The 19,815-nt window shown below is 39.8% G+C and carries 15 protein-coding genes and 1 tRNA gene; 10 read left to right on the forward strand and 6 right to left on the reverse strand.

Annotated elements, in window-relative coordinates; translation table 11 throughout:
* Positions 1 to 37: 37 nt before the first annotated feature.
* Genes E1176_RS17430 through E1176_RS17450 form a run of 5 tightly spaced genes read right to left on the reverse strand, consistent with a single transcriptional unit; the run spans position 38 to position 8,007 of the window.
* Entirely contained in the window at positions 38 to 1,285 is a 1,248-nt protein-coding gene (locus E1176_RS17430; protein ID WP_155212330.1) for a metallophosphoesterase, read from the reverse strand.
* Positions 1,286 to 1,296: 11 nt separating this feature from the next.
* A complete protein-coding gene (locus E1176_RS17435; protein ID WP_155212331.1) occupies positions 1,297 to 4,824 on the reverse strand; it encodes an efflux RND transporter permease subunit in 3,528 nt (1,175 codons plus the stop codon).
* Between the two features lie 3 nt (positions 4,825 to 4,827).
* Positions 4,828 to 6,000, reverse strand: coding sequence for an efflux RND transporter periplasmic adaptor subunit (locus E1176_RS17440; protein ID WP_155212332.1), 1,173 nt, complete (start codon positions 5,998 to 6,000; stop codon positions 4,828 to 4,830).
* A 25-nt stretch (positions 6,001 to 6,025) separates the two neighbouring features.
* Complete coding sequence (locus E1176_RS17445) at positions 6,026 to 7,375, reverse strand: TolC family protein (RefSeq protein WP_155212333.1); 1,350 nt, start codon at positions 7,373 to 7,375, stop codon at positions 6,026 to 6,028.
* Positions 7,376 to 7,386: 11 nt separating this feature from the next.
* Positions 7,387 to 8,007, reverse strand: coding sequence for a TetR/AcrR family transcriptional regulator (locus tag E1176_RS17450; RefSeq protein ID WP_155212334.1), 621 nt, complete (start codon positions 8,005 to 8,007; stop codon positions 7,387 to 7,389).
* A 227-nt stretch (positions 8,008 to 8,234) separates the two neighbouring features.
* Here E1176_RS17450 and E1176_RS17455 point away from each other — a divergent pair, with 227 nt between their 5' ends.
* From E1176_RS17455 to E1176_RS17500, 10 genes are all read left to right on the forward strand, one after another.
* Positions 8,235 to 9,167, forward strand: a complete 933-nt coding sequence (locus tag E1176_RS17455) for a mechanosensitive ion channel family protein (protein ID WP_155212335.1) — start codon at positions 8,235 to 8,237, stop codon at positions 9,165 to 9,167.
* Entirely contained in the window at positions 9,157 to 9,972 is an 816-nt protein-coding gene (locus tag E1176_RS17460) for an alpha/beta hydrolase (RefSeq protein WP_155212336.1), read from the forward strand. The genes E1176_RS17455 and E1176_RS17460 overlap by 11 nt, the downstream gene beginning before the upstream one ends.
* Positions 9,973 to 10,034: 62 nt before the next feature.
* A complete protein-coding gene (locus tag E1176_RS17465; protein ID WP_155212337.1) occupies positions 10,035 to 10,400 on the forward strand; it encodes a hypothetical protein in 366 nt (121 codons plus the stop codon).
* 80 nt (positions 10,401 to 10,480) lie between these two features.
* Positions 10,481 to 14,158 carry a phosphoribosylformylglycinamidine synthase gene (gene purL / locus E1176_RS17470; protein WP_155212338.1) on the forward strand — a complete coding sequence of 1,226 codons (3,678 nt, stop codon included), beginning with the start codon at positions 10,481 to 10,483 and terminating at the stop codon, positions 14,156 to 14,158.
* Positions 14,159 to 14,246: 88 nt separating this feature from the next.
* Positions 14,247 to 14,843: a DUF4136 domain-containing protein gene (locus tag E1176_RS17475; RefSeq protein ID WP_155212339.1), complete on the forward strand. Its 597-nt coding sequence runs from the start codon at positions 14,247 to 14,249 to the stop codon at positions 14,841 to 14,843.
* A gap of 112 nt (positions 14,844 to 14,955) precedes the next feature.
* Positions 14,956 to 15,028, forward strand: a tRNA-Gln gene (locus E1176_RS17480).
* Positions 15,029 to 15,088: 60 nt separating this feature from the next.
* The gene (locus tag E1176_RS17485; protein ID WP_155212340.1) at positions 15,089 to 16,027 is read left to right on the forward strand and encodes a ribose-phosphate pyrophosphokinase; all 939 of its coding nucleotides are present in this window, start codon (positions 15,089 to 15,091) and stop codon (positions 16,025 to 16,027) included.
* Positions 16,028 to 16,060: 33 nt separating this feature from the next.
* On the forward strand, positions 16,061 to 16,702 hold the full coding sequence (locus E1176_RS17490; RefSeq protein WP_155212341.1) for a 50S ribosomal protein L25/general stress protein Ctc: 642 nt from the start codon (positions 16,061 to 16,063) through the stop codon (positions 16,700 to 16,702).
* A 107-nt stretch (positions 16,703 to 16,809) separates the two neighbouring features.
* The gene (gene pth, locus E1176_RS17495; protein WP_155212342.1) at positions 16,810 to 17,370 is read left to right on the forward strand and encodes an aminoacyl-tRNA hydrolase; all 561 of its coding nucleotides are present in this window, start codon (positions 16,810 to 16,812) and stop codon (positions 17,368 to 17,370) included.
* Between the two features lie 4 nt (positions 17,371 to 17,374).
* Positions 17,375 to 17,668 (forward strand): MTH1187 family thiamine-binding protein, encoded by a 294-nt coding sequence (locus tag E1176_RS17500; RefSeq protein WP_155212343.1) that lies wholly within the window; start codon positions 17,375 to 17,377, stop codon positions 17,666 to 17,668.
* Between the two features lie 53 nt (positions 17,669 to 17,721).
* On the opposite strand, the gene metG is transcribed toward E1176_RS17500, so the two are convergent.
* A complete protein-coding gene (gene metG / locus E1176_RS17505; RefSeq protein WP_155212344.1) occupies positions 17,722 to 19,776 on the reverse strand; it encodes a methionine--tRNA ligase in 2,055 nt (684 codons plus the stop codon).
* Positions 19,777 to 19,815 lie beyond the last annotated feature (39 nt).

Below are 19,815 nucleotides of genomic sequence, written 5' to 3' on the forward strand. Positions count from 1 at the left end.
TATTTATCAAATCTAAATCAACAAAAAAAAGGAAGGCTTAGGCCTTCCTTTTTAATGTAATGATTGTAATCTCCGGTGGCATACCCACACGACCTGGGTACCCTATATAGCCAAAGCCTCGGTTTACATAGAGGTGTTGATCATTTTCGGAATAAAGTCCCGCCCATTGCTTGTAAGCATACTGCGAAGGACTCCATTGAAAATCTCCCAACTCAACCCCAAACTGAAAGCCATGTGTATGGCCGGCAAACATCAGATCGATATCCGGATGATTAGGTTTTACCTGTGCATCCCAATGACTAGGATCATGAGAAAGCAAAAGTTTTGTCGCTGCCTCTTCGCTGCCTTTATAAGCCTCATCTAGCTTACCATATTTTGCAAATCTCCCTGCTCCCCAGTTTTCTACACCAAGAATAGCCAGCTTCTCTCCACTTTCTTCAATTATGCGATTCTCATTCATGAGCAGATCATAACCCATTAGACGGTGAGCCTCTTTGAGATTTTCAAAGTTTTGCACTTTAGCCTTTTGAGATGACCAATTTTTATAATCACCATAATCGTGATTACCTGTGGTAGAATAGACACCTAGTGGTGCCTTTACTTTATTAAAGATATTGATATAGTCTTCTACCTCCTTTGTTTCATTGTTTACAAGGTCTCCAGTAAAAAATGCCAGATCAGGCTTTTCTTTCATAAACAGGTCTATTCCACCCTGTACCGCTGTTTTATTAAAGAAGCTTCCTGAGTGGATATCAGACAGCTGGCCGATTTTAATATCATCAAAAGCTTTGGGTAAATTTGAAAGATAAACTGTCTTTCTGCGGATGCGGTAATCATGTGCACCTGAGATAATACCCCAGCTCATTGCAAGAAAAGGTACACTACCAGCCACAACAGCGGTTTTCACCAAAAAGTCTGACCTTGTGATTTTATTTCCTCCACCAGTAGGCTCGGGGTTGCTAAATTGTGAAGCTACCCACTTACCAAGTCTAACAATGTCATCCACCAACAAGAACAACACACCAAATAACTTGGAGAAATAGTTGATGAAAATGCCGGTAAAAATCAAACTTCTTGATGAGCCCTTAAACCAATCAGGGTTACCGAAATTATAAACCAGGATGGTAACAAAAGTGATCGCTGTTATCCCCCAGTAAACGTATTTTAATATATTCTTAGCGGTTTCTGTACTATTTCTAAGTAGTACCGATATGCCATTATAAACATACCAGTCTACCAGAAATAAGAGCCCAAGAATGAGCGGAATTATCAATAATTTATTCAACGTATTCTATTTTAAGCCACTGGCTCAGGTTCGGGCACGTATACCTCTTTCTTCGCCTTCTTTTTCTTCTCCTTCTTTGCAAAAATTGCATACTTGATCCTGTATACTATTGTAAACAACACCGGCACAATGATAAGTGTTAAAAATGTTGCTACGATAAGACCGAAAATAACTGTCCATGCCAAAGGCCCCCAGAAAATAACATTATCACCTCCCAGGTATATCTGTGGGTCAAACTGCGTGAATAATGAGAAGAAATCAATATTCAATCCGATTGCCAAAGGAATAAGACCAAGTACTGTTGTAATCGCAGTAAGGATTACCGGTCTAAGCCTGGCTTTACCTCCTCTTATCACGAGTTGACTTACCTCATCTTTATTGAGAAAATCTGTGCGATCGAGGCCTTTTTCTTCTTTTCTCCTATCAATTAGGAGTTGCGTATAGTCAAGTAATACCACTCCATTGTTTACCACAATACCTGCCAGTGAGATAATACCCATCATTGTCATCATAATTACGAATGACCAACCAGTAATAATCAAGCCCCCAAACACACCTATAAAGCTTAAGAATATAGCCAGCATAATAATTAATGGCTTTGAAATACCTCCAAACTGGAATACCAATAGCAGCGCAATTAGGCCGAGACCTGAAAAGAATGCTCCTACAAGGAAATTCATTTGCTTATTCTGCTCTTCGATCTGCCCTGTGTAGTCAATTTCTACACCTTGAGGCTGTTCTTGAAACTCTTTCATTTCTTCCTTTATCTCAGAAACAATGGCTCCTGCGTCTGTAAACCCAGGCTTTAAACCAGAGTAAACTGTAACCACACGCTCTGTATCTCTATGCTTAATCGCACTAAAAGATGAAGTGTTCTTTTGTTTAGCTACAGCAGAGACAGGTATCTCTTTGATTCTGCCCGTAGACTGATCTCTAAAGATGATATTTTGATTGAAGAGTGCACTTTTATTATAACGAAGGTCTTCGTTAAATCTCACATTGATGTCATAATCTTCACCATCTTTTTTATACACAGCGGCTTTCTCACCAAATAGTGAGCGCCTCAATTGACTACCAACCTGACCGACAGATACACCGAGCTCTCCGGCTTTTTCTCGATCAACAACAACCTGCATGGCTGGCTTGCCTTTGTTTACATCGATCTTCAACTCTTCAATACCAGCTATATTTTTAGTATTGATGTAGTTACGCATTTTCTCAGCGGTCACAATGAGCTCATCATAGTCGTCACCCTCCAGCTCGATATTGATAGGATAACCTGCAGGTGGACCAGCGGCATCTTTCTCAACAGAAATTGCCACACCCGGATAAATACCTTCGAGCGCTTCCTGTACTTTTAGCCTAAGTTTTTCTGTGTCTTTGCCTTGTCTAAACTTAAACTCACGCATCGATGTGGTGATTTTGGCTTTGTGAGGCATTTCTGCATTAGATCCTCCATCAGTTTGTGGATTACCTGCACCCTCACCAACCTGAGAAACAGAAGACTCTACCAGGAAATTTCGGCCATCTTCGATGTATTCAGGATCGTTGATCACATCATACACCCTGTTTTCAATCTCTTTTGTAATTTGATTCGTCTTCTCAATGGCAGTACCTTGTGGGTACTCGATGTACACAATAATTTGGTTAGGAATATTATCAGGGAAGAATTCCACTTTTGTTCGTTGCGTACCCAATGAAATACCAAAGCCTATCATTACTGCTACAAAGAATAGAATGATACCCCCTGCATAGAAATACACATTTCCACCTCTGACTGCATGAGCCACTCTTCTTTCATACCAGTTTTCAAAACGAACTAATGTCTTGCGCTGAAATCTGTTTGCAGATTTTTTAATCACATATTTATACAACCAGAACATGACGGCAGTAAATATCATGAGTGTACCCAGTGCTCTTACCGGTCCACCAACAAAAATGATAAATACACCTAAGCCTACTAAAATAATGGTAAGCCTGATCAACTGCTTTCGCGTAAGCTCCTTATCACCAACTTCCATAAATCGGGATACAAGCATTGAGTTCATAAAAATGGCTACGAACAACGATGAGCCTAATACCACCGAAAGTGTAATTGGGAAATAGATCATAAACTGCCCAAACAAACCCGGCCATAGGCCTAGCGGCACGAATGCAGCCACTGTAGTTGCAGTAGATATAATTATAGGAAAAGCAATTTCACCAATACCTTTTTTGGCAGCCTGAATTCTGGTAAGCCCCTCTTCTTCCATTAATCGATACACATTTTCAACTACCACGATACCGTTATCTACGAGCATACCAAGCCCCATAATAAGGCCAAATAAAATCATGGTATTGAGTGTATAACCCAGAGTAGATAAAATGGCAAATGACATGAACATCGACATCGGGATAGCAAAACCAACAAAGAGTGCATTTCTAAACCCGAGGAAGAACATTAATACCGTAACCACGAGTATAATACCAAAGATGATATTATTGACCAGGTCGCTTACCTGGTTTAGCGTACGCGCTGAAGAATCGTTTGATATCGTAATATCCAGATCCTGAGGGAATACATTAGCTTGTGCTTCTTTGATAATTTCTTTTGCCTGATTTACGGCTTCGATCATATTTTTACCTGCACGCTTTTTCACGTCAAGCATCACTACGCTATGACCAAACTCTCGTGCATAGGTAGTTTTATCTTCTTCATCGAAACTTACAGTGGCTATATCTTTAAGGTAAACAGGCGCATCATTCTCTGTTTTTACAACAAAATTGCGTAACTCCTGCGGCTTGTCAATTTCCCCAAGAATACGGATCGTTCTACGCTGCCCGCTTGACTTAATGTTACCGGCTGACATGGTCATGTTTCCATTACCGATAGCCTGAATAACATCATTGAAGCTCACCTTAGCAGCCATCATTTTGTAAATATCAACTGCAACCTCAACCTCTTTTTCCTGAGCTCCACGTATATCAACCCCTTTTATTTCCTGGAGATCTTCAATCTCGTCTTCCAGGTACTCACCAAATTCCTTGAGTTTATCAACAGGGTAGTCGCCAGAGATATTGATATTCATAATCGGTATCTCCTCAGACATATTAAGGTCGAATACATTGGGCTCCACCTTGGCATTATTGAATAGCGGCCAATCTTCACCTGCTTTTTCTGAGTCTACCTTATCTTTTACCTTTTGCTTTGCAGCCTCAACGGTTATATCCTCATCAAACTCTACCGTAATTATTGAGTAATCTTCCTGTGAGGTACTGGTAATCTCAACCAGATTACTCACATTCTTCAATTCATCTTCCAGAGGGTCTGTGATAAGTCGCTCTATATCTTCAGCAGTATTACCCGGAAACGGGGTACTGATGTATATCTTCGTTTCTTTGATTTCAGGGAAATCTTCTCTTGGCATTGATAAATAGGAAGAGAAACCTATAATCAAAAACAAGGCAATCATTACGTAGATCACAGAGGGGTTGTCGATCGCCCACGAGGACAATCGGAACTCCTTATCTACTTTTTTATTTTTCTTTTCTTCACTCATAGTTTAGTTCTTTAAGATCTTCACTAATTGCCCGTCTTTTACACTTCTGGCTCCTTCTAGAATAATTCTAGTGCCATCAGAAATACCGGATGTGATTTCTACTTTACCGTTTTGTGTTTTGCCGGTTTCAATAATTCTTCTTTTTACCGTAGCGGTCTGGCCTTTGTCATCTTCAGCCACAGCATATACATATTGATCACCTTCTGCATTTTCAGATATTACACTCTGAGGTATAAGAATAGCCTCCTCCTGGTAATAGTCGTTGATCAATACCTTGGCTGTAAGGTTTGGCTTTATTTTGCCTTCCTTGTTTGGCACTGGTACTCTTACGTTAAATGACCTGTTGTTTGGGTTAATGAAGTTTCCTGTCTCCTTCACCTTCGTATCGATGGTATCGTTAAGAATCGGGAAATGTACTTTTACGCGCTTGCCCGGCACCACGCTGGTTAGGTATGTTTCCGGCACGAGTACTTCGAGGTACATATCTGTTAGGTTTATAATTCTGAATATTTCAGAGCCCGGGCCTGGAGATACAACTGTACCCTGCTCTTTAATCACATCGTCTATAATCCCTGAAAATGGTGCCTTTACTCTAAATTTATCGAGCTGACTTCTCATTTGGTCAACTGCATTTTTTTGCGACTCGTAGTTAGTCTTTGCTTCTAAAAACTGTATTTCCGAGCCAACTTTCTGATCCCATAGTCTTTTTTGGCGTTCGAAAGTAGTTTTAGCCAAAGCTAATTGAGCCTCCATTTGAATCAACTGACTTCTTAAGCCACCGTCATCAATAATGCCCAGCAACTGACCTTTCTTCACTCGCTCACCTTCCTCTACACGTACATCAACTAAAAGGCCTGAAGCTTCCGGGTAAATCAATACATTTTGCTTGGTAGTGACATCACCCTGAAGCTCAACATAGTGATAAAACTCATTAGCATGAGCCTCAAAGGCTGTTACTAATGGTAAATTGGTATTTTCTTTCTTACTATCTATGGCAGAATCTAAAAGAGAGATTTCTTTTTCTAGCTGCTTTTGTCGGGAAGATAACTCCTTTCTCTTTGCACGTATATCTTCCATGTTACCATCAGCTACAAGAGCCTCTACAGAGTCGACCTCCTTGCTAGAGCATGCGCTAATTAGTGATACTACTGTAGCTACTAAAAGCAATTTTTGCATTGTAATTGTCATCTATTTCTTTCTTTTAATTCTTGTCTAATAATTTGCCGTAAGCTTTTTCTAATTCAACCTTGGCTACGAGGGCATCGTACAAGGCATTGTAATAATTGGTTTGTGCTTCTTTGTACTCAGTGTCGGCCTCAACTACTTCAAAATTGGAGCCTACACCCTCCTGGTATTTTATTTTAGTTACATCGTAGATCTCTTTAGCCAGCTCCATGTTTTCTTTTTGAGCAGCCATTTCGTCTAGCGCATTGTTCATGTTAATTTTTGTCTGTCTGATCTGCAGGTCAATAGAATTTTCTAATTCCTGAAAAGACTCCTGGATTTGCTTGGCCTCGATTTTATTCTTCTGAATCTTGTTTGACTTTAAGAAGCCATCAAAAATGGGTACGCTTAAGGTTGCTCCTACAAATCCGTAGTTTAGCCATCTATCGCTCTGAAACCACTGATCTGACTGGCTCGTCTGTGTGTTATAACCATAATTAAAATTAGCGTAGAGCGTAGGTAAATATTTCACCTTATTATTTTTCATATCCAGATTAACCAAAGCCTGGTTGGTTTGTAACTGAGAGTACTCTATACGCTGAGAGTAGTCAAAATCATCGCCAAGTGTAGTATTAAGTGTAATCTCATCCAGATTATCCGATAACATAATAGGTTGCCCTATTGGCATACCCATTTGAAATTTGAGTAAGTCTTTGCTCACTTTTAATAACTCCTCAGTATTATCGTATTGTACCTTCAGGTTGTTGTATTGCACCTTAAGTCTGCTCACATCAATTTTTTCGGCAAAACCATTCTCAAACATGAGAGAAGTCTCTTCCAGCAATGTATCTAGTCTACTTAAATTAGCCTGAAGCAGGTCAAACCTTTCCTCAGTCACCAGCACATTGTAATAAGCTTTAGAAACTGCCTCTACCACATCAATTTTAGTTTTAATGTGCTCTTTAGAGGATAGTTCTTTAAAGGTTTTAGAGGCCTGAAGGCCTACGAAAAATGACCCATCAAAAATGAGCTGCCTTACATTAAGATTTATATTACCATCGTATCTCTGCTGAAAACTAACCTCTTGCTCCGTACCCTCAGGTACACTAGGATCAAAAGTACTAATGTCAATAAGCGATTTTTGTGGCTCAAAATTGTAGTTGATGCCTGCTTCTACATTAGCCTGTGGCAATCCCTGACTCAATGTTTCTCCAACCTGAGTTTCAGCGATTTCTTTTTCATAAGCACTGTTTATAATACTCGTATTATTTTCGAGTGCATAATCAATAGATTCCTGCAGCGTATAATCTACCTGGTTTTGTTCTTGAGACATCACACTGTAGTGAAGCCCAATCATTAGCAAACTTGCTATTACCTTAAATCTCATTACTAGTTATATTATTCTTGTTGTAAAGTTTTCTCTAAATAAGCCTCAAATAACTCCAGGCCTTTCTCAGTGACTATGCCATGCACGAAATGATTAAAAAACTGCATTTGCACTTTTTTGAAATCAAATTGATCGGAAGGAAACACACTATCATCAAAAGCAAGCTGCACCTGCTCTACTCTAAAAATGGCCATCACCTCAACATCGATGTCTTTTCTAAAATATCCTTCCTCGATCCCACGTTTGAGGTTGCTTACTACATGGTCTTTTATAAACTCATTTTTAAAATCTAACCATATCTTCCAGGCACCCGGATGGTATTTTTGCATGTCAAATAGCAAAGACGGATTCATGTCTTTAAAATCCTTCCGCATGCATTTAGAAACGAGGGCTAATTCCTCCACCGCATTGGTGGCTACTTCAAATACCTCGTCATATTCTTTCATTTCCATTTCCATGTGCGCACGCAAAGTGAGCGTTACGATCTCATCTTTATCTTTAAAATATTGATAGATTGTCTTCTTAGATACGGTTAAGTGACGGGCTATATCATCCATAGAAACACTACGAATGCCGTATTTATGAAACAGCTCCGAGGCACCTATGACTATTCTTTTCTTTACTTCTTCCACATTGTTAAAATTTTCATCGCAAAACTATGGAAACTATTTGAACAACCAAAGTTTCCGATGAGTTAGGAGTTTTTAACGTGCCCGGCCATTCTATTGTTTCGAATTTTTCTAAAAATTTTTACTTCTAATTAAATGAGGCCTAAACTGCGCTATCATCACTTTTTAGCGGATTTACGACAATCGTGATATCACATTTTATATATTTGACAGAACCCGGCTAGAAAAATATGACCGAAGCAACAATTGAAGAATGGATAATCAGTCATCTCAACACTTCTCCTTTAGAGACAAGGCTACTGATGTCATTGGCTGTGATAATGCTTTTATGGGGCTTTAGAATAATCGCTTTACAGCTGATATTTGCCAGAATCCAAGAGCCTAAAGTGCGCTATTATTGGCGAAACGCTATAAAATACATCACTGTCATTTCCGGCCTTGTACTCATCAGCACAATTTGGATTAAGCAAATAGATTCTCTGGCAACCTTTTTCGGTTTACTTTCAGCAGGCCTGGCCATTGCACTCAAAGATCCCATCACCAATTTTGCCGGCTGGCTTTTCATTCTCATCAGAAGACCATTTGATGTAGGCCATCGTGTACAAATTGGCGACCACTCCGGAGATGTAATTGACATCAGATTTTTTCAATTTACAATCAATGAAATAGGCAAATGGGTAGATGCAGACCAAAGTACAGGGCGCATAATTCATATACCCAATGGCAAGGTGTTTACAGAAAGCCAGATTAATTATAACCAGGGATTTAGCCATATCTGGAACGAAATTGGTGTGCTTGTGACCTTTGAATCTAACTGGGAAAGAGCAAAAAAACTTCTGGAAGAAATCGTTGGTAGGCACTGTGCACATTTTACTAAAGAGGCCGAGGGAAAATTACTGGAGGCTTCCAAAAAATTTATGATTTATTATCGCACACTAGACCCAATAGTTTATACTGCTGTAAAAGATAGTGGTGTATTGCTTTCTATGAGGTACTTGTGCGTACCCAATAAGAGACGAGTTACCGAAGACGCCATTTGGAAAGATGTACTAAAAAAATTCAGTCAATGTAATGATATTGACTTCGCCTACCCTACACAACGAATCTACTACAACTATAAAGAGGGGAAGCCAGATGCGAGGGCAGATAAAAATGACCGCTAATAAACAATTGCAAATATCTACCGACAGCTACAGGCTCAATTACAATGTGTATGGCAGCGGAAATCAAATATTTTTAGCTTTTCATGGATTTGGACAGGATGCATCAGCATTTAACATTATCGCCAATAAATTATCAGAAACCCATATGATCATCAGTGTAGACCTTTTCTTTCATGGGAACAGTTACTGGCCGGCTGGAGATACTTTAAGTAAAAAGCAATGGACAGAAATTGTTGACAGACTATTGGAGGCAAACAAGGTCGATAGGTTTTCACTTCTGGCCTTTAGCATGGGAGGAAAATTTGCACTATCTATAGCAGAGTCTTTCGCTCCAAAAATCGACCAGCTCATTTTGCTTGCACCCGATGGCATCAAAACCAGCATGTGGTATAGTCTGGCTACCTACCCTTACGTTTTTAGAAGCTACTTTAGAAGCATGATTGTAAAACCCAAGAGGTTTTATAATATACTTAACCTGTTTAAACAACTAGGCGTAGTCGATAAAGGCATTTCAAAATTTGCGCTCAGCCAAATGAATTCTAAAAAGAAAAGAAGGCGTGTATTTTATAGCTGGGTCACGTTCAAAGATTTTACTTTTGACATGAATATGATTGCTCAGAATATTAATGAGCACTCAATTAACCTGATCATGATCCTAGGAAAGTACGATAAAATCATTACTCATAAAGGAATGAAAAGATTGCTTGACAAGCTTCCTAACCATGACGCCCACATCATCTCTTCTGGACATAATGACCTTATAAAAAATGTGGCTGAAACGCCTGAATTGATAGATAAGTTTTGATTTAGCCGAAAAATCGGATAATTTAACCGGATTAAACCAAAAAAATTTACTACGCTTAACCAATGAATTCCAGAATAAGAAATAAACTTATCCAATTGTGTAGAACAGAAAGTAGCCCTATACCTTATCGTAGACTCATCAACCAGTGTGAGCTTGGCCTGAATATGGACATAAGACATGAGAAACAGCTACTAGGAGAAATTTTGGATGAAATTTCTACTGATGAGCACGAAGCCGGCAGGCCATTACTCAGTGCCATGGTTATGGATAAAAAGAGAGGGCAAGGTGATAGATTTTTCAAACTCTGCGAAACACTCGGCATGGGCGATTGGAAAGAGCTGAAAAAAGATGAAGACTTCAGAGAGTCGCACATTCAAAAATGCCTGGAATTTTGGTCTGACGATAAGAATTACGAAAAGTACTTCTGATTTAGAAATCCTGACTTTCTATTTCTGAAATTTACTTACTTTTGCGGGTGAAAAATTAGACCATTTCAAACCGCCAATTCATGATCAAATTCTTTCTCGCTCCAGAAGACATCGTTTATGCAGTATCAGTCAACAACCTTGAAGCACACGATGCTGACAAACTCAAGTGGCTCTTTGGAGGGGCTACGCTAAGTGAAAAAGAAAATTTAAGCGGTCATTTTATTGGCCCCCGAAAGGAGATGATCACTCCCTGGAGTACCAACGCTGTAGAGATTACGCAAAACATGGGCATCTCCGGGATAGAAAGAATCGAAAAATTTCATCAGGTAGACTCACCTGACGTAACACATGACCCCATGTTAGAGGTCTTATACCAGGGCCTTAATCAGGAAATCTTCACCATCAAACATGCTCCCGATGAAGTAATCGAGATTGAAGATATTGCCAGTTACAATGCTGCCGAAGGATTGGCTTTGAGTGATGAAGAGGTTGACTACCTTAATGGCGTAAGTGAAAAACTTGGCCGAAAACTTACTGATAGCGAAGTATTTGGTTTCTCACAGGTCAACTCTGAGCATTGCAGACACAAGATTTTTAATGGCCAGTTTGTCATTGACGGTAAGCCTAAAGACAAATCACTATTCAAGTTAATAAAACTCACCTCAGAAGAAAATCACAACCTACTTGTATCTGCTTATAAAGATAATGTAGCTTTCATCAAAGGCCCGGTTGCTGAGCAATTTGCCCCTCGTTCGCAAAACAAAGCAGATTTTTTTGAGACGAAAGAAATTGATACAGTCATAAGCTTAAAGGCCGAAACGCACAACTTCCCCACTACTGTAGAGCCATTTAATGGAGCTGCAACCGGCTCTGGTGGAGAAATAAGAGACCGCCTGGCCGGAGGCAAAGGAAGTTTACCGCTTGCTGGCACAGCTGTATACATGACATCTTATAGCAGGCTGGAAGAAGATAGAGACTGGGAAAAAGCTGTTAAAGAAAGAAAGTGGCTTTATCAATCTCCTATGGATATATTGATCAAAGCCTCAGACGGTGCCAGCGATTTTGGTAATAAGTTTGGACAGCCACTAATCTGTGGGAGTGTACTCACTTTTGAACATGAAGAAGCTGACAAAACCTACGGTTTTGACAAAGTGATTATGCTGGCCGGTGGTATAGGATACGGCAAAATGTCCGACAGCCTGAAAGAAACACCAAAGAAGGGTGATAAGATAGTCGTTCTTGGCGGTGATAATTATAGAATTGGCATGGGAGGTAGTGCAGTATCTTCTGTCGCCACAGGTGAGTTTGGCAACTCTATCGAGCTTAACGCCATACAACGCTCAAACCCGGAAATGCAAAAACGTGCGATGAATGCCATTAGGGCAATGGCAGAAAGCGACCATAATCCGATTGTATCGATACACGACCATGGAGCCGGAGGTCACCTCAACTGTCTTTCTGAATTGGTTGAAGAAACAGGTGGCACTATCGACATCAACAAGCTACCTGTAGGAGACCCAACACTTTCAGACAAAGAAATTGCCGGTAACGAATCACAAGAACGTATGGGGCTGGTTATGCATGAGAAAGACCTACACATTCTAGAAGAAGTGGCCAAAAGGGAGCGAGCACCAATGTATGCTGTTGGCGATGTAACAGGAGATGGTCATTTCAAATTTGAGAATAAGAAAACTGGCAAAAATCCGATTGACTGGGATCTTTCGCACATGTTTGGCTCCTCACCTAAAACAATTTTAGAAGACCAAACAAAAAAATCATCTTTCGAAGACCTTACTTATAATAACGAACATCTTAACACCTACCTGAGGGCAGTTTTACAGCTCGAAGCCGTAGCTTGTAAAGATTGGTTAACAAACAAGGTCGACAGATCGGTTACCGGTAAGGTGGCAAAACAGCAAACATGTGGACCGATACAGCTGCCTTTGAACGATGTCGCTGTTATGGCCATGGACTACAAAGGTACCACGGGTGTCGCTACCTCAATAGGTCACGCTCCGGTTTCAGCGCTGGTTGATCCTGATGCGGGATCTAAGTTATCGATAGCTGAAGCGCTAACAAATCTGTTATGGGCTCCATTAACACATGGGCTAAAAGGAGTTTCATTAAGCGCCAATTGGATGTGGCCAGCAAAAAATGAAGGTGAAAATGCCAGACTGTATGAGGCCGTTGAAGGTGTAAGTCAGTTTGCCAGAGATTTGGGTATAAACATCCCCACGGGTAAAGACTCTCTATCGATGACTCAAAAATATCCTGAGGGCAAAACGGTGTATTCACCCGGTACAGTTATCATCAGTGCCGTGGGTGAAGTCAATAATCTAAATCAAATCACCAGCCCTTGCCTGATTGACGATCCTGAATCTCAAATCGTTTACATAGACTTTTCTAAAGATGCTTTTCACCTTGGGGGAAGTTCTTTTGGTCAAATCATCAACAAATTAGGTGCTCAAGCGCCAACCATAACAGATCCTACTTATTTCAAAAACTGCTTTGAAACAGTGCAGCAACTCATTAAGAACGAGTTAGTTCTAGCAGGTCATGATATCTCAGCCGGAGGTATGGTTACAGCCTTATTAGAAATGGCATTTCCAACCACAGATGGTGGCATTGATATAGACCTAAGCAGCATCGATGAGAAAGATTTAATAAAAGTACTTTTTAGCGAAAAGCCTGGGGTTATTTTACAAATACCAGAGGGCAATAAGGCCATAGATATACTAAGAAACAATAAGATAGAATATCACATCATCGGTCAGCCTTCTTCTAGCAGAAAACTCACCATTAACGAATCAATTAGTTTTGATATCGAGGTAATGCGGGATGTTTGGTTTAAGACATCCTACTTACTAGACAAAAAACAAAGTGGTGAAGAGCACGCTCAACTGCGATTTGACAATTATAAGAAGCAAGCACTTAACTATAAGTTTCCTGAGTCATTTACAGGCCAGTTGTCAACTTACGGCATAGATATCAACCGAAAGAAACCTACAGGTTTGAAAGCGGCTATCATAAGAGAGAAAGGCGTAAATGGTGATCGAGAGATGGCTTGGATCATGCACCTCGCAGGTTTTGATGTGAAGGATGTCCATATGACTGACCTCATAAGTGGCAGAGAAGATCTTTCAGATATCAACTTCCTGGTTTTTGTTGGTGGTTTTTCAAACTCAGATGTTTTAGGTTCTGCCAAAGGTTGGGCAGGAGCTTTTCTATATAATGAAAGAGCAAAAGAAGCGTTAGATAATTTCTATAAGAGAAAAGACACGCTAAGCCTTGGGGTTTGCAATGGCTGCCAGTTGATGATGGAGCTTGGTCTTTTGTACCCTGAGATGAAAGATCATCCTAAGATGCATCACAATGCCTCTCATAAGTTCGAATCGTCTTTTATTAACCTGGACGTGCCTGCCAACAACACGGTAATGTTAAGCTCTTTACAAGGGTCTAAATTAGGCGTATGGCTTGCTCACGGAGAAGGCAAATTTGTTTTACCCGGCAATGCAGAAGATTACAATATTGTAAGTGCTTATAGCTACAAAGCTTATCCGGGAAACCCTAATGGGTCTGACTTTGCAACTGCTGCGGTTGCCTCTCATGATGGCAGACATTTAGCTATTATGCCACATATCGAGAGATCGCTATATCCGTGGAATTGGGCCGATTACCCAGCTGATAGAAAAGAAGATGAAGTAACCCCTTGGCTCGAGGCATTTGTGAATGCCAGAGAGTGGATAAAGGCACACTAAACACAGCTTATGTAGCCCAACTGACATTTAAAAAACTTTAGAAAAGATTCTGTTGTTTATTGTGCATCAATAAGTTAACTTCTACCTTATGACTGCCTCTAAATACACACTCATCTTTTTCCTGGTTTTTACACTCACTTCAAGTTGCTTTCTACAGCAGGAATTACCTGTAGAATACGATTATAGTTATCGGGGTAGGTTCGACAAGTACGACACCTATGACTTTGTGGTACAAAATGATGTTAGAAATTTCGGCAATAGCCAATTAAAGAACCTAATTTCGAGCTCAATAGAGTCGCACATGAAGTTTTTAGGTTATCGCCAAAAAGAAAGGAAACCTGATTTATTGCTTTCATTTAGTGTATTTATAGACAGCCTTAGTCTTAGAGGTTATAACCAACCAAAGATTGAAGACTGGGTAAAACGCCCTGATCGGGATCTCGATTACAACAAACAAAACTTTGCTATAAGCAAGGGCACTGTGTTTATTCAGTTTTTTGATAGAAGACAAAATGCTTCGATCTGGCAGGGCTATGCTACTGACAAATATAACTCAGTAGATTTGGCCGATAGTAGAGACGTACAAAATGCTGTAAAGTCGATTTTAAATAAGTATCAGTTCTTCTCTCAAGACTTTTTAAAGCGCCAACAAGAGCTTAGAAAGCAGGGTGAAAAAACTTTGTAATTTTTTTTAAACCTCTTTTACTTTTTTTCAAAAATAATTTTACCTTTGCCATCCCAATTTGAGGGGGATAAGAAAAGACAAGGCTATTTGAGTCACGTACTTTTTGAAATACTGCCCGATGGTGTAACTGGCAACACGTCTGGTTTTGGTCCAGAAGAGTCTAGGTTCGAGCCCTAGTCGGGCAACAAAAGGCGGTCTCGATAATTATCGAGACCGCTTAATTGTTTAAAGCAAAATGTAAAGTTATGTCATCAGTTAAAATTTTCTCCGGAAAATCAACTAAGTACCTGGCAAACTCCATTGCCGAATCATACGGCAAGCCACTGGGAGAAGTAACTTTACAAGAATTTAGCGATGGAGAGATGTCTCCATTTTTCACAGAGTCAGTAAGAGGTTGCGATGTATTTCTAATTCAGTCAACCTTCCCTCCTGCCGATAACTTCATGGAACTTCTACTCATGATTGACGCTGCCAAAAGAGCCAGCGCCAAGTATGTAACAGTGGTTGTCCCATACTTTGGTTATGCCAGACAAGATAGAAAAGACAAGCCAAGAGTTGCTATTGCAGCTAAAATGATGGCTAATCTTTTATCTGCTGCAGGCGCTGATCGTATTATGACATGCGACTTACATGCTGATCAGATTCAAGGGTTTTTCGATATTCCTGTAGATCATTTAGATGGTTCAGCAATATTTATCCCTTATTTAAGGTCACTCAATTTAAAAAATATCATTTTCGCCTCACCTGATGTAGGTGGCGTAAAAAGAACCAGAAGTTTTGCTAAGTTTTTTGATGCAGAGCTAGTGGTTTGTGATAAGCATAGAGAGCGTGCCAACGAGGTAGCTTCTATGAGACTTATTGGTGATGTAAAAGGCAAAGATGTGGTCATGATTGATGACCTTATCGATACAGGTGGCACGATGTGTAAAGCTGCTCAGTTATTGAAAGATAACGGTGCCAACTCTGTAAGAGCAGTAGTAACTCACCCGGTACTTTCCGGCAAGGCTTACGAAAACATAGATCAGTCTATATTGGAAGAGCTTGTGGTTACTGACACTTTACCATTAAAGAAGGATAAGCCTTCTGATAAAATCAAAGTATTATCAGTGGCTGATCTGTTTGCAAAAGCAATCAGAAAGATTCACGATCATGAGTCTATCAGCTCACTATTTATTCATTCTTAATAGAGAATTTTTATAACTTAAATATATAATCAAATGAAAACTATCGAGATTATAGGGTATAAAAGAGCAAATCTCGGCAAATCTGAAGCGAAGAAATTACGCGCTGAAGGAAATGTCCCCTGTGTATTGTATGGTGGTGATGAGCAAGTACATTTCTATGCTCCAATGATTCTTTTCAGAGAATTGGTGTATACTGATGAGGCGCACTTCGTACACTTAAACATCGAAGGTCAGGAGTATGAGGCAATCATGCAGGATCTTCAGTTCCACCCGGTAAGTGAAGTAATTCTTCACGTAGACTTCTTACAGTTATTCAAAGGAAAACTTATCAAAATGAACATTCCTGTTCACTTTGAAGGTACTTCTATCGGAGCTGAAAAAGGTGGTACACTTATAAAGAAAAGACGTTACCTGAAAATTCAATCTTTACCTAAAGACATGCCTGAGTATGTATCTGTAGATATTACTCCGCTAGACTTTGGTAAGGCGATAAAAGTAGGTGATATAGAAGAAAACAACTTCACGATTCTTGACAGCAAGATATCTTCTGTAGCTGTGGTAGAAATGCCAAGAGCACTAAGAGGTAAGTCTGCTGACGAAGAAGAGGAGTTAGAGGAAGAAGGTGCTGAAGCTGAAGCTGAAGGCGAAGGCCCAGCTGAAGGTGGTGACGCTTAATCTACCTTAAAGACTAAAATTTAAATCCTGTTCATGAAGTGGACAGGATTTTTTTATATATAATTGATAGCCAAAATCAGATATACAACTTTATAATAAGAAGTATAATGAAATACTTAATAGCAGGCCTTGGCAATATTGGCAGTGAGTATGAGCTTACCAGACATAATGTTGGTTTTCTCACATTAGACAGACTAGCAGACAAGGAGGGCCTGACCTTCACTCCTTCCCGATATGCAGATAAAGCTGAGTTTAAATTTAAAGGCAGACAGTTTCACCTGATAAAACCATCTACCTACATGAACCTCTCGGGCAAAGCCATCAATTATTGGTTGAAAGAGCTTAAAATACCGAAAGAAAACCTTCTTGTTGTAGTGGACGATATAGCACTTCCTTTTGGAAATTTACGCATGAGAGGTAAGGGTTCGGCAGCTGGTCACAATGGCCTCAAAAATATTGAACAACTTACTGGAGGCAATAATTACGCTAGGCTAAAATTTGGTGTGGGCAGCGACTTTCACCCGGGCCAGCAGGTGGATTACGTTTTAAGCAATTTTACTCAGGAGCAATTTGATGAGTTGCCTGATAAAATGGACAAAGCCATTGAAATGGTCAAGGGTTTTGGAACCATTGGCATCTCTAGAACAATGAACCAATTTAATGATTGACACTATGGATCATACAATAAATGCCGCTGTACAGATCGTACCAAATACCAATTCAACTGACATATACCCAATCATCGATAAGGCCATTGAGGTCATACAGCAATCAGGCCTGAAGTATGAAGTCACACCTATGGAGACTGTGATTGAGGGCAAGTATGACGAGGTTATGAGTGTAATTAAAAAAGCGCAGTCTGCATCACTTCAAGCTGGTGCTAAAGAACTTATTGTAGCTATCAAGTTACATGTAAGACAATCTGAGGACGTTTCTTTTGAAGAGAAAACGGAAAAGTATAAATAAAAAAAAGCGCCACCCATTTACGGATGACGCTTTCTTAAATAAACAGAATCCCTTTAGCTTATTGTAGCTCCCGGGTTAACACTTTCAGATGGTTGGATAAACTTTAACTTACCCTCTTTATCTTCGGCCATTAGTACCATCCCTTCAGACATTTCACCCATCATTTTACGGGGAGCCAGATTCACTAACACAGTTACCTGCTTACCAATAACTTCTTCAGGACTAAAATGCTCAGATATACCACTGAGAATAGTTCGCTTGTCTATACCTGTATCAATTGTGAGTTTTAAGAGCTTCTTTGATTTTGGCATTTTAACCGCATCAAGCACAGTACCAACTCTCATATCCATCTTCATGAAATCATCAAAGTTGATTTCATCCTTCATACCTACGATATCACTCGTATCTTCCATTTTATTTGATTTTTTAGTGTTTTCTAATTTCTCTACCTGCTGCTGCACAGTTTCATCTTCTACTTTTTCAAATAGCAGCGTAGGTTTATTTATTCTGTGCCCTGCAGGTAAAATATCTTGATTACCGGCCTGAGCCCATTTATGCTTTTGTATACCCAACATAGCAATCAGTTTATCCATGCTTTTAGGTAAAAATGGCTCTCCAATGATTGTGATATTAGCCGCTATCTGCAAGGCTATGTTCATGATAGTTTTTACGCGATCAGGATTCTCTTTCTGAAGTTTCCATGGTTCTGTTTCGGCCAGGTATTTATTACCAACTCTAGCCAGATCCATAAACTCAATCAGCCCCTCTCTAAACTTAAACTTATCTAATGCTGCACTTACTTTTTCCGGAGACTTTTTCAGCTTTTCTAATACATCTTTATCAATATCAAAAAGCTCACCTCTCTCAGGAATACTACCCTCATAATACTTATTTGTTAGCACAAGAGCCCTATTGATAAAATTACCCAGGATCGCTACAAGCTCGCTGTTATTTCTAGCCTGAAAATCCTTCCAAGTAAAGTCATTATCCTTTGTTTCTGGTGCGTTAGCACACAGTACATAACGCAGGACATCTTCTTTGCCAGGCATTTCTTCCAAAAATTCATGGAGCCAAACTGCCCAATTTTTTGAAGTACTGATTTTATTCCCTTCCAGGTTTAGAAACTCATTTGCCGGTACGTTATCAGGCAATACATAACTTCCTTCTGCTTTAAGAATGCTTGGAAAAATGATGCAGTGAAATACAATATTATCTTTACCAATAAAATGTAAAAGCCGAGTGTTTTCGTCTTTCCAATAAGGTTCCCAGTCTTTGTTTTGCTGATTTGCCCACTCTTTGGTAGCAGATATATAACCAATGGGTGCGTCAAACCATACATAGAGCACCTTCCCTTCAGCACCTTCTACAGGCACTGGCACTCCCCAGTCAAGATCACGGGTCATAGCTCTTGGATTAAGTCCATTGTCTAGCCACGATTTGCATTGTCCGTAAACATTAGGCTTCCACTCCTTATGTTCCTCTAAAATCCACTGCTTCAACCAGTTTTCATAGTCCTGCATTGGTAGAAACCAGTGTTTGGTTTCTTTAAGGACTGGTTTGTCACCACTTAAGGCTGACTTTGGCTCAATCAGTTCGCTTGGGCTTAAAGAAGATCCGCATTTTTCGCATTGATCGCCATAGGCAGCATCGTAACCGCAATTAGGGCAAGTCCCAATAATATATCTATCAGCAAGAAACATCTTGCTTTCTTCGTCATAATATTGCTCTGATGTTCGCTCTTCAAAAGCACCATCATGATAGAGTTTTTTAAAGAACTCAGATGAAGTTTCTCTATGTAATTCAGAAGAAGTTCTTGAATATATATCAAAATCGATCCCAAACTTGTCGAAAGAGTCTTTAATGAGCGTATGATATTTATCGACAATCTCTTTGGGGCTAACACCCTCTTTTTTAGCCCTTAAGGTGATGGCTACTCCATGCTCATCTGAGCCGCACACAAACAATACATCTTCTCCTTTACTTTTCAGGTACCGCGCATAAATATCTGCCGGCACATAAACACCAGCCAGGTGACCTATATGTACAGGCCCATTGGTGTAAGGAAGGGCGGCTGTGATCGTGTGTCTTTTAAAATTTTTATCTGACATAAGGGTTTTTATCTTCGAAAACGCAAAGATATAATGATC

This window comes from Fulvivirga aurantia (assembly GCF_009711475.1).
Classification (GTDB): Bacteria; Bacteroidota; Bacteroidia; order Cytophagales; family Cyclobacteriaceae; genus Fulvivirga; species Fulvivirga aurantia.

Excerpts from the sequence above, each read along its gene's own strand:
- E1176_RS17435 (WP_155212331.1), bottom strand. The coding sequence starts at position 4,824 with ATGAGTGAAGAAAAGAAAAATAAAAAAGTAGATAAGGAGTTCCGATTG.
- E1176_RS17440 (WP_155212332.1), bottom strand. The coding sequence starts at position 6,000 with ATGCAAAAATTGCTTTTAGTAGCTACAGTAGTATCACTAATTAGCGCA.
- E1176_RS17445 (WP_155212333.1), bottom strand. The coding sequence starts at position 7,375 with ATGAGATTTAAGGTAATAGCAAGTTTGCTAATGATTGGGCTTCACTAC.
- E1176_RS17455 (WP_155212335.1), top strand. The coding sequence starts at position 8,235 with ATGACCGAAGCAACAATTGAAGAATGGATAATCAGTCATCTCAACACT.
- E1176_RS17460 (WP_155212336.1), top strand. The coding sequence starts at position 9,157 with ATGACCGCTAATAAACAATTGCAAATATCTACCGACAGCTACAGGCTC.
- E1176_RS17465 (WP_155212337.1), top strand. The coding sequence starts at position 10,035 with ATGAATTCCAGAATAAGAAATAAACTTATCCAATTGTGTAGAACAGAA.
- purL (WP_155212338.1), top strand. The coding sequence starts at position 10,481 with ATGATCAAATTCTTTCTCGCTCCAGAAGACATCGTTTATGCAGTATCA.
- E1176_RS17475 (WP_155212339.1), top strand. The coding sequence starts at position 14,247 with ATGACTGCCTCTAAATACACACTCATCTTTTTCCTGGTTTTTACACTC.
- E1176_RS17485 (WP_155212340.1), top strand. The coding sequence starts at position 15,089 with ATGTCATCAGTTAAAATTTTCTCCGGAAAATCAACTAAGTACCTGGCA.
- E1176_RS17490 (WP_155212341.1), top strand. The coding sequence starts at position 16,061 with ATGAAAACTATCGAGATTATAGGGTATAAAAGAGCAAATCTCGGCAAA.
- pth (WP_155212342.1), top strand. The coding sequence starts at position 16,810 with ATGAAATACTTAATAGCAGGCCTTGGCAATATTGGCAGTGAGTATGAG.
- E1176_RS17500 (WP_155212343.1), top strand. The coding sequence starts at position 17,375 with ATGGATCATACAATAAATGCCGCTGTACAGATCGTACCAAATACCAAT.
- metG (WP_155212344.1), bottom strand. The coding sequence starts at position 19,776 with ATGTCAGATAAAAATTTTAAAAGACACACGATCACAGCCGCCCTTCCT.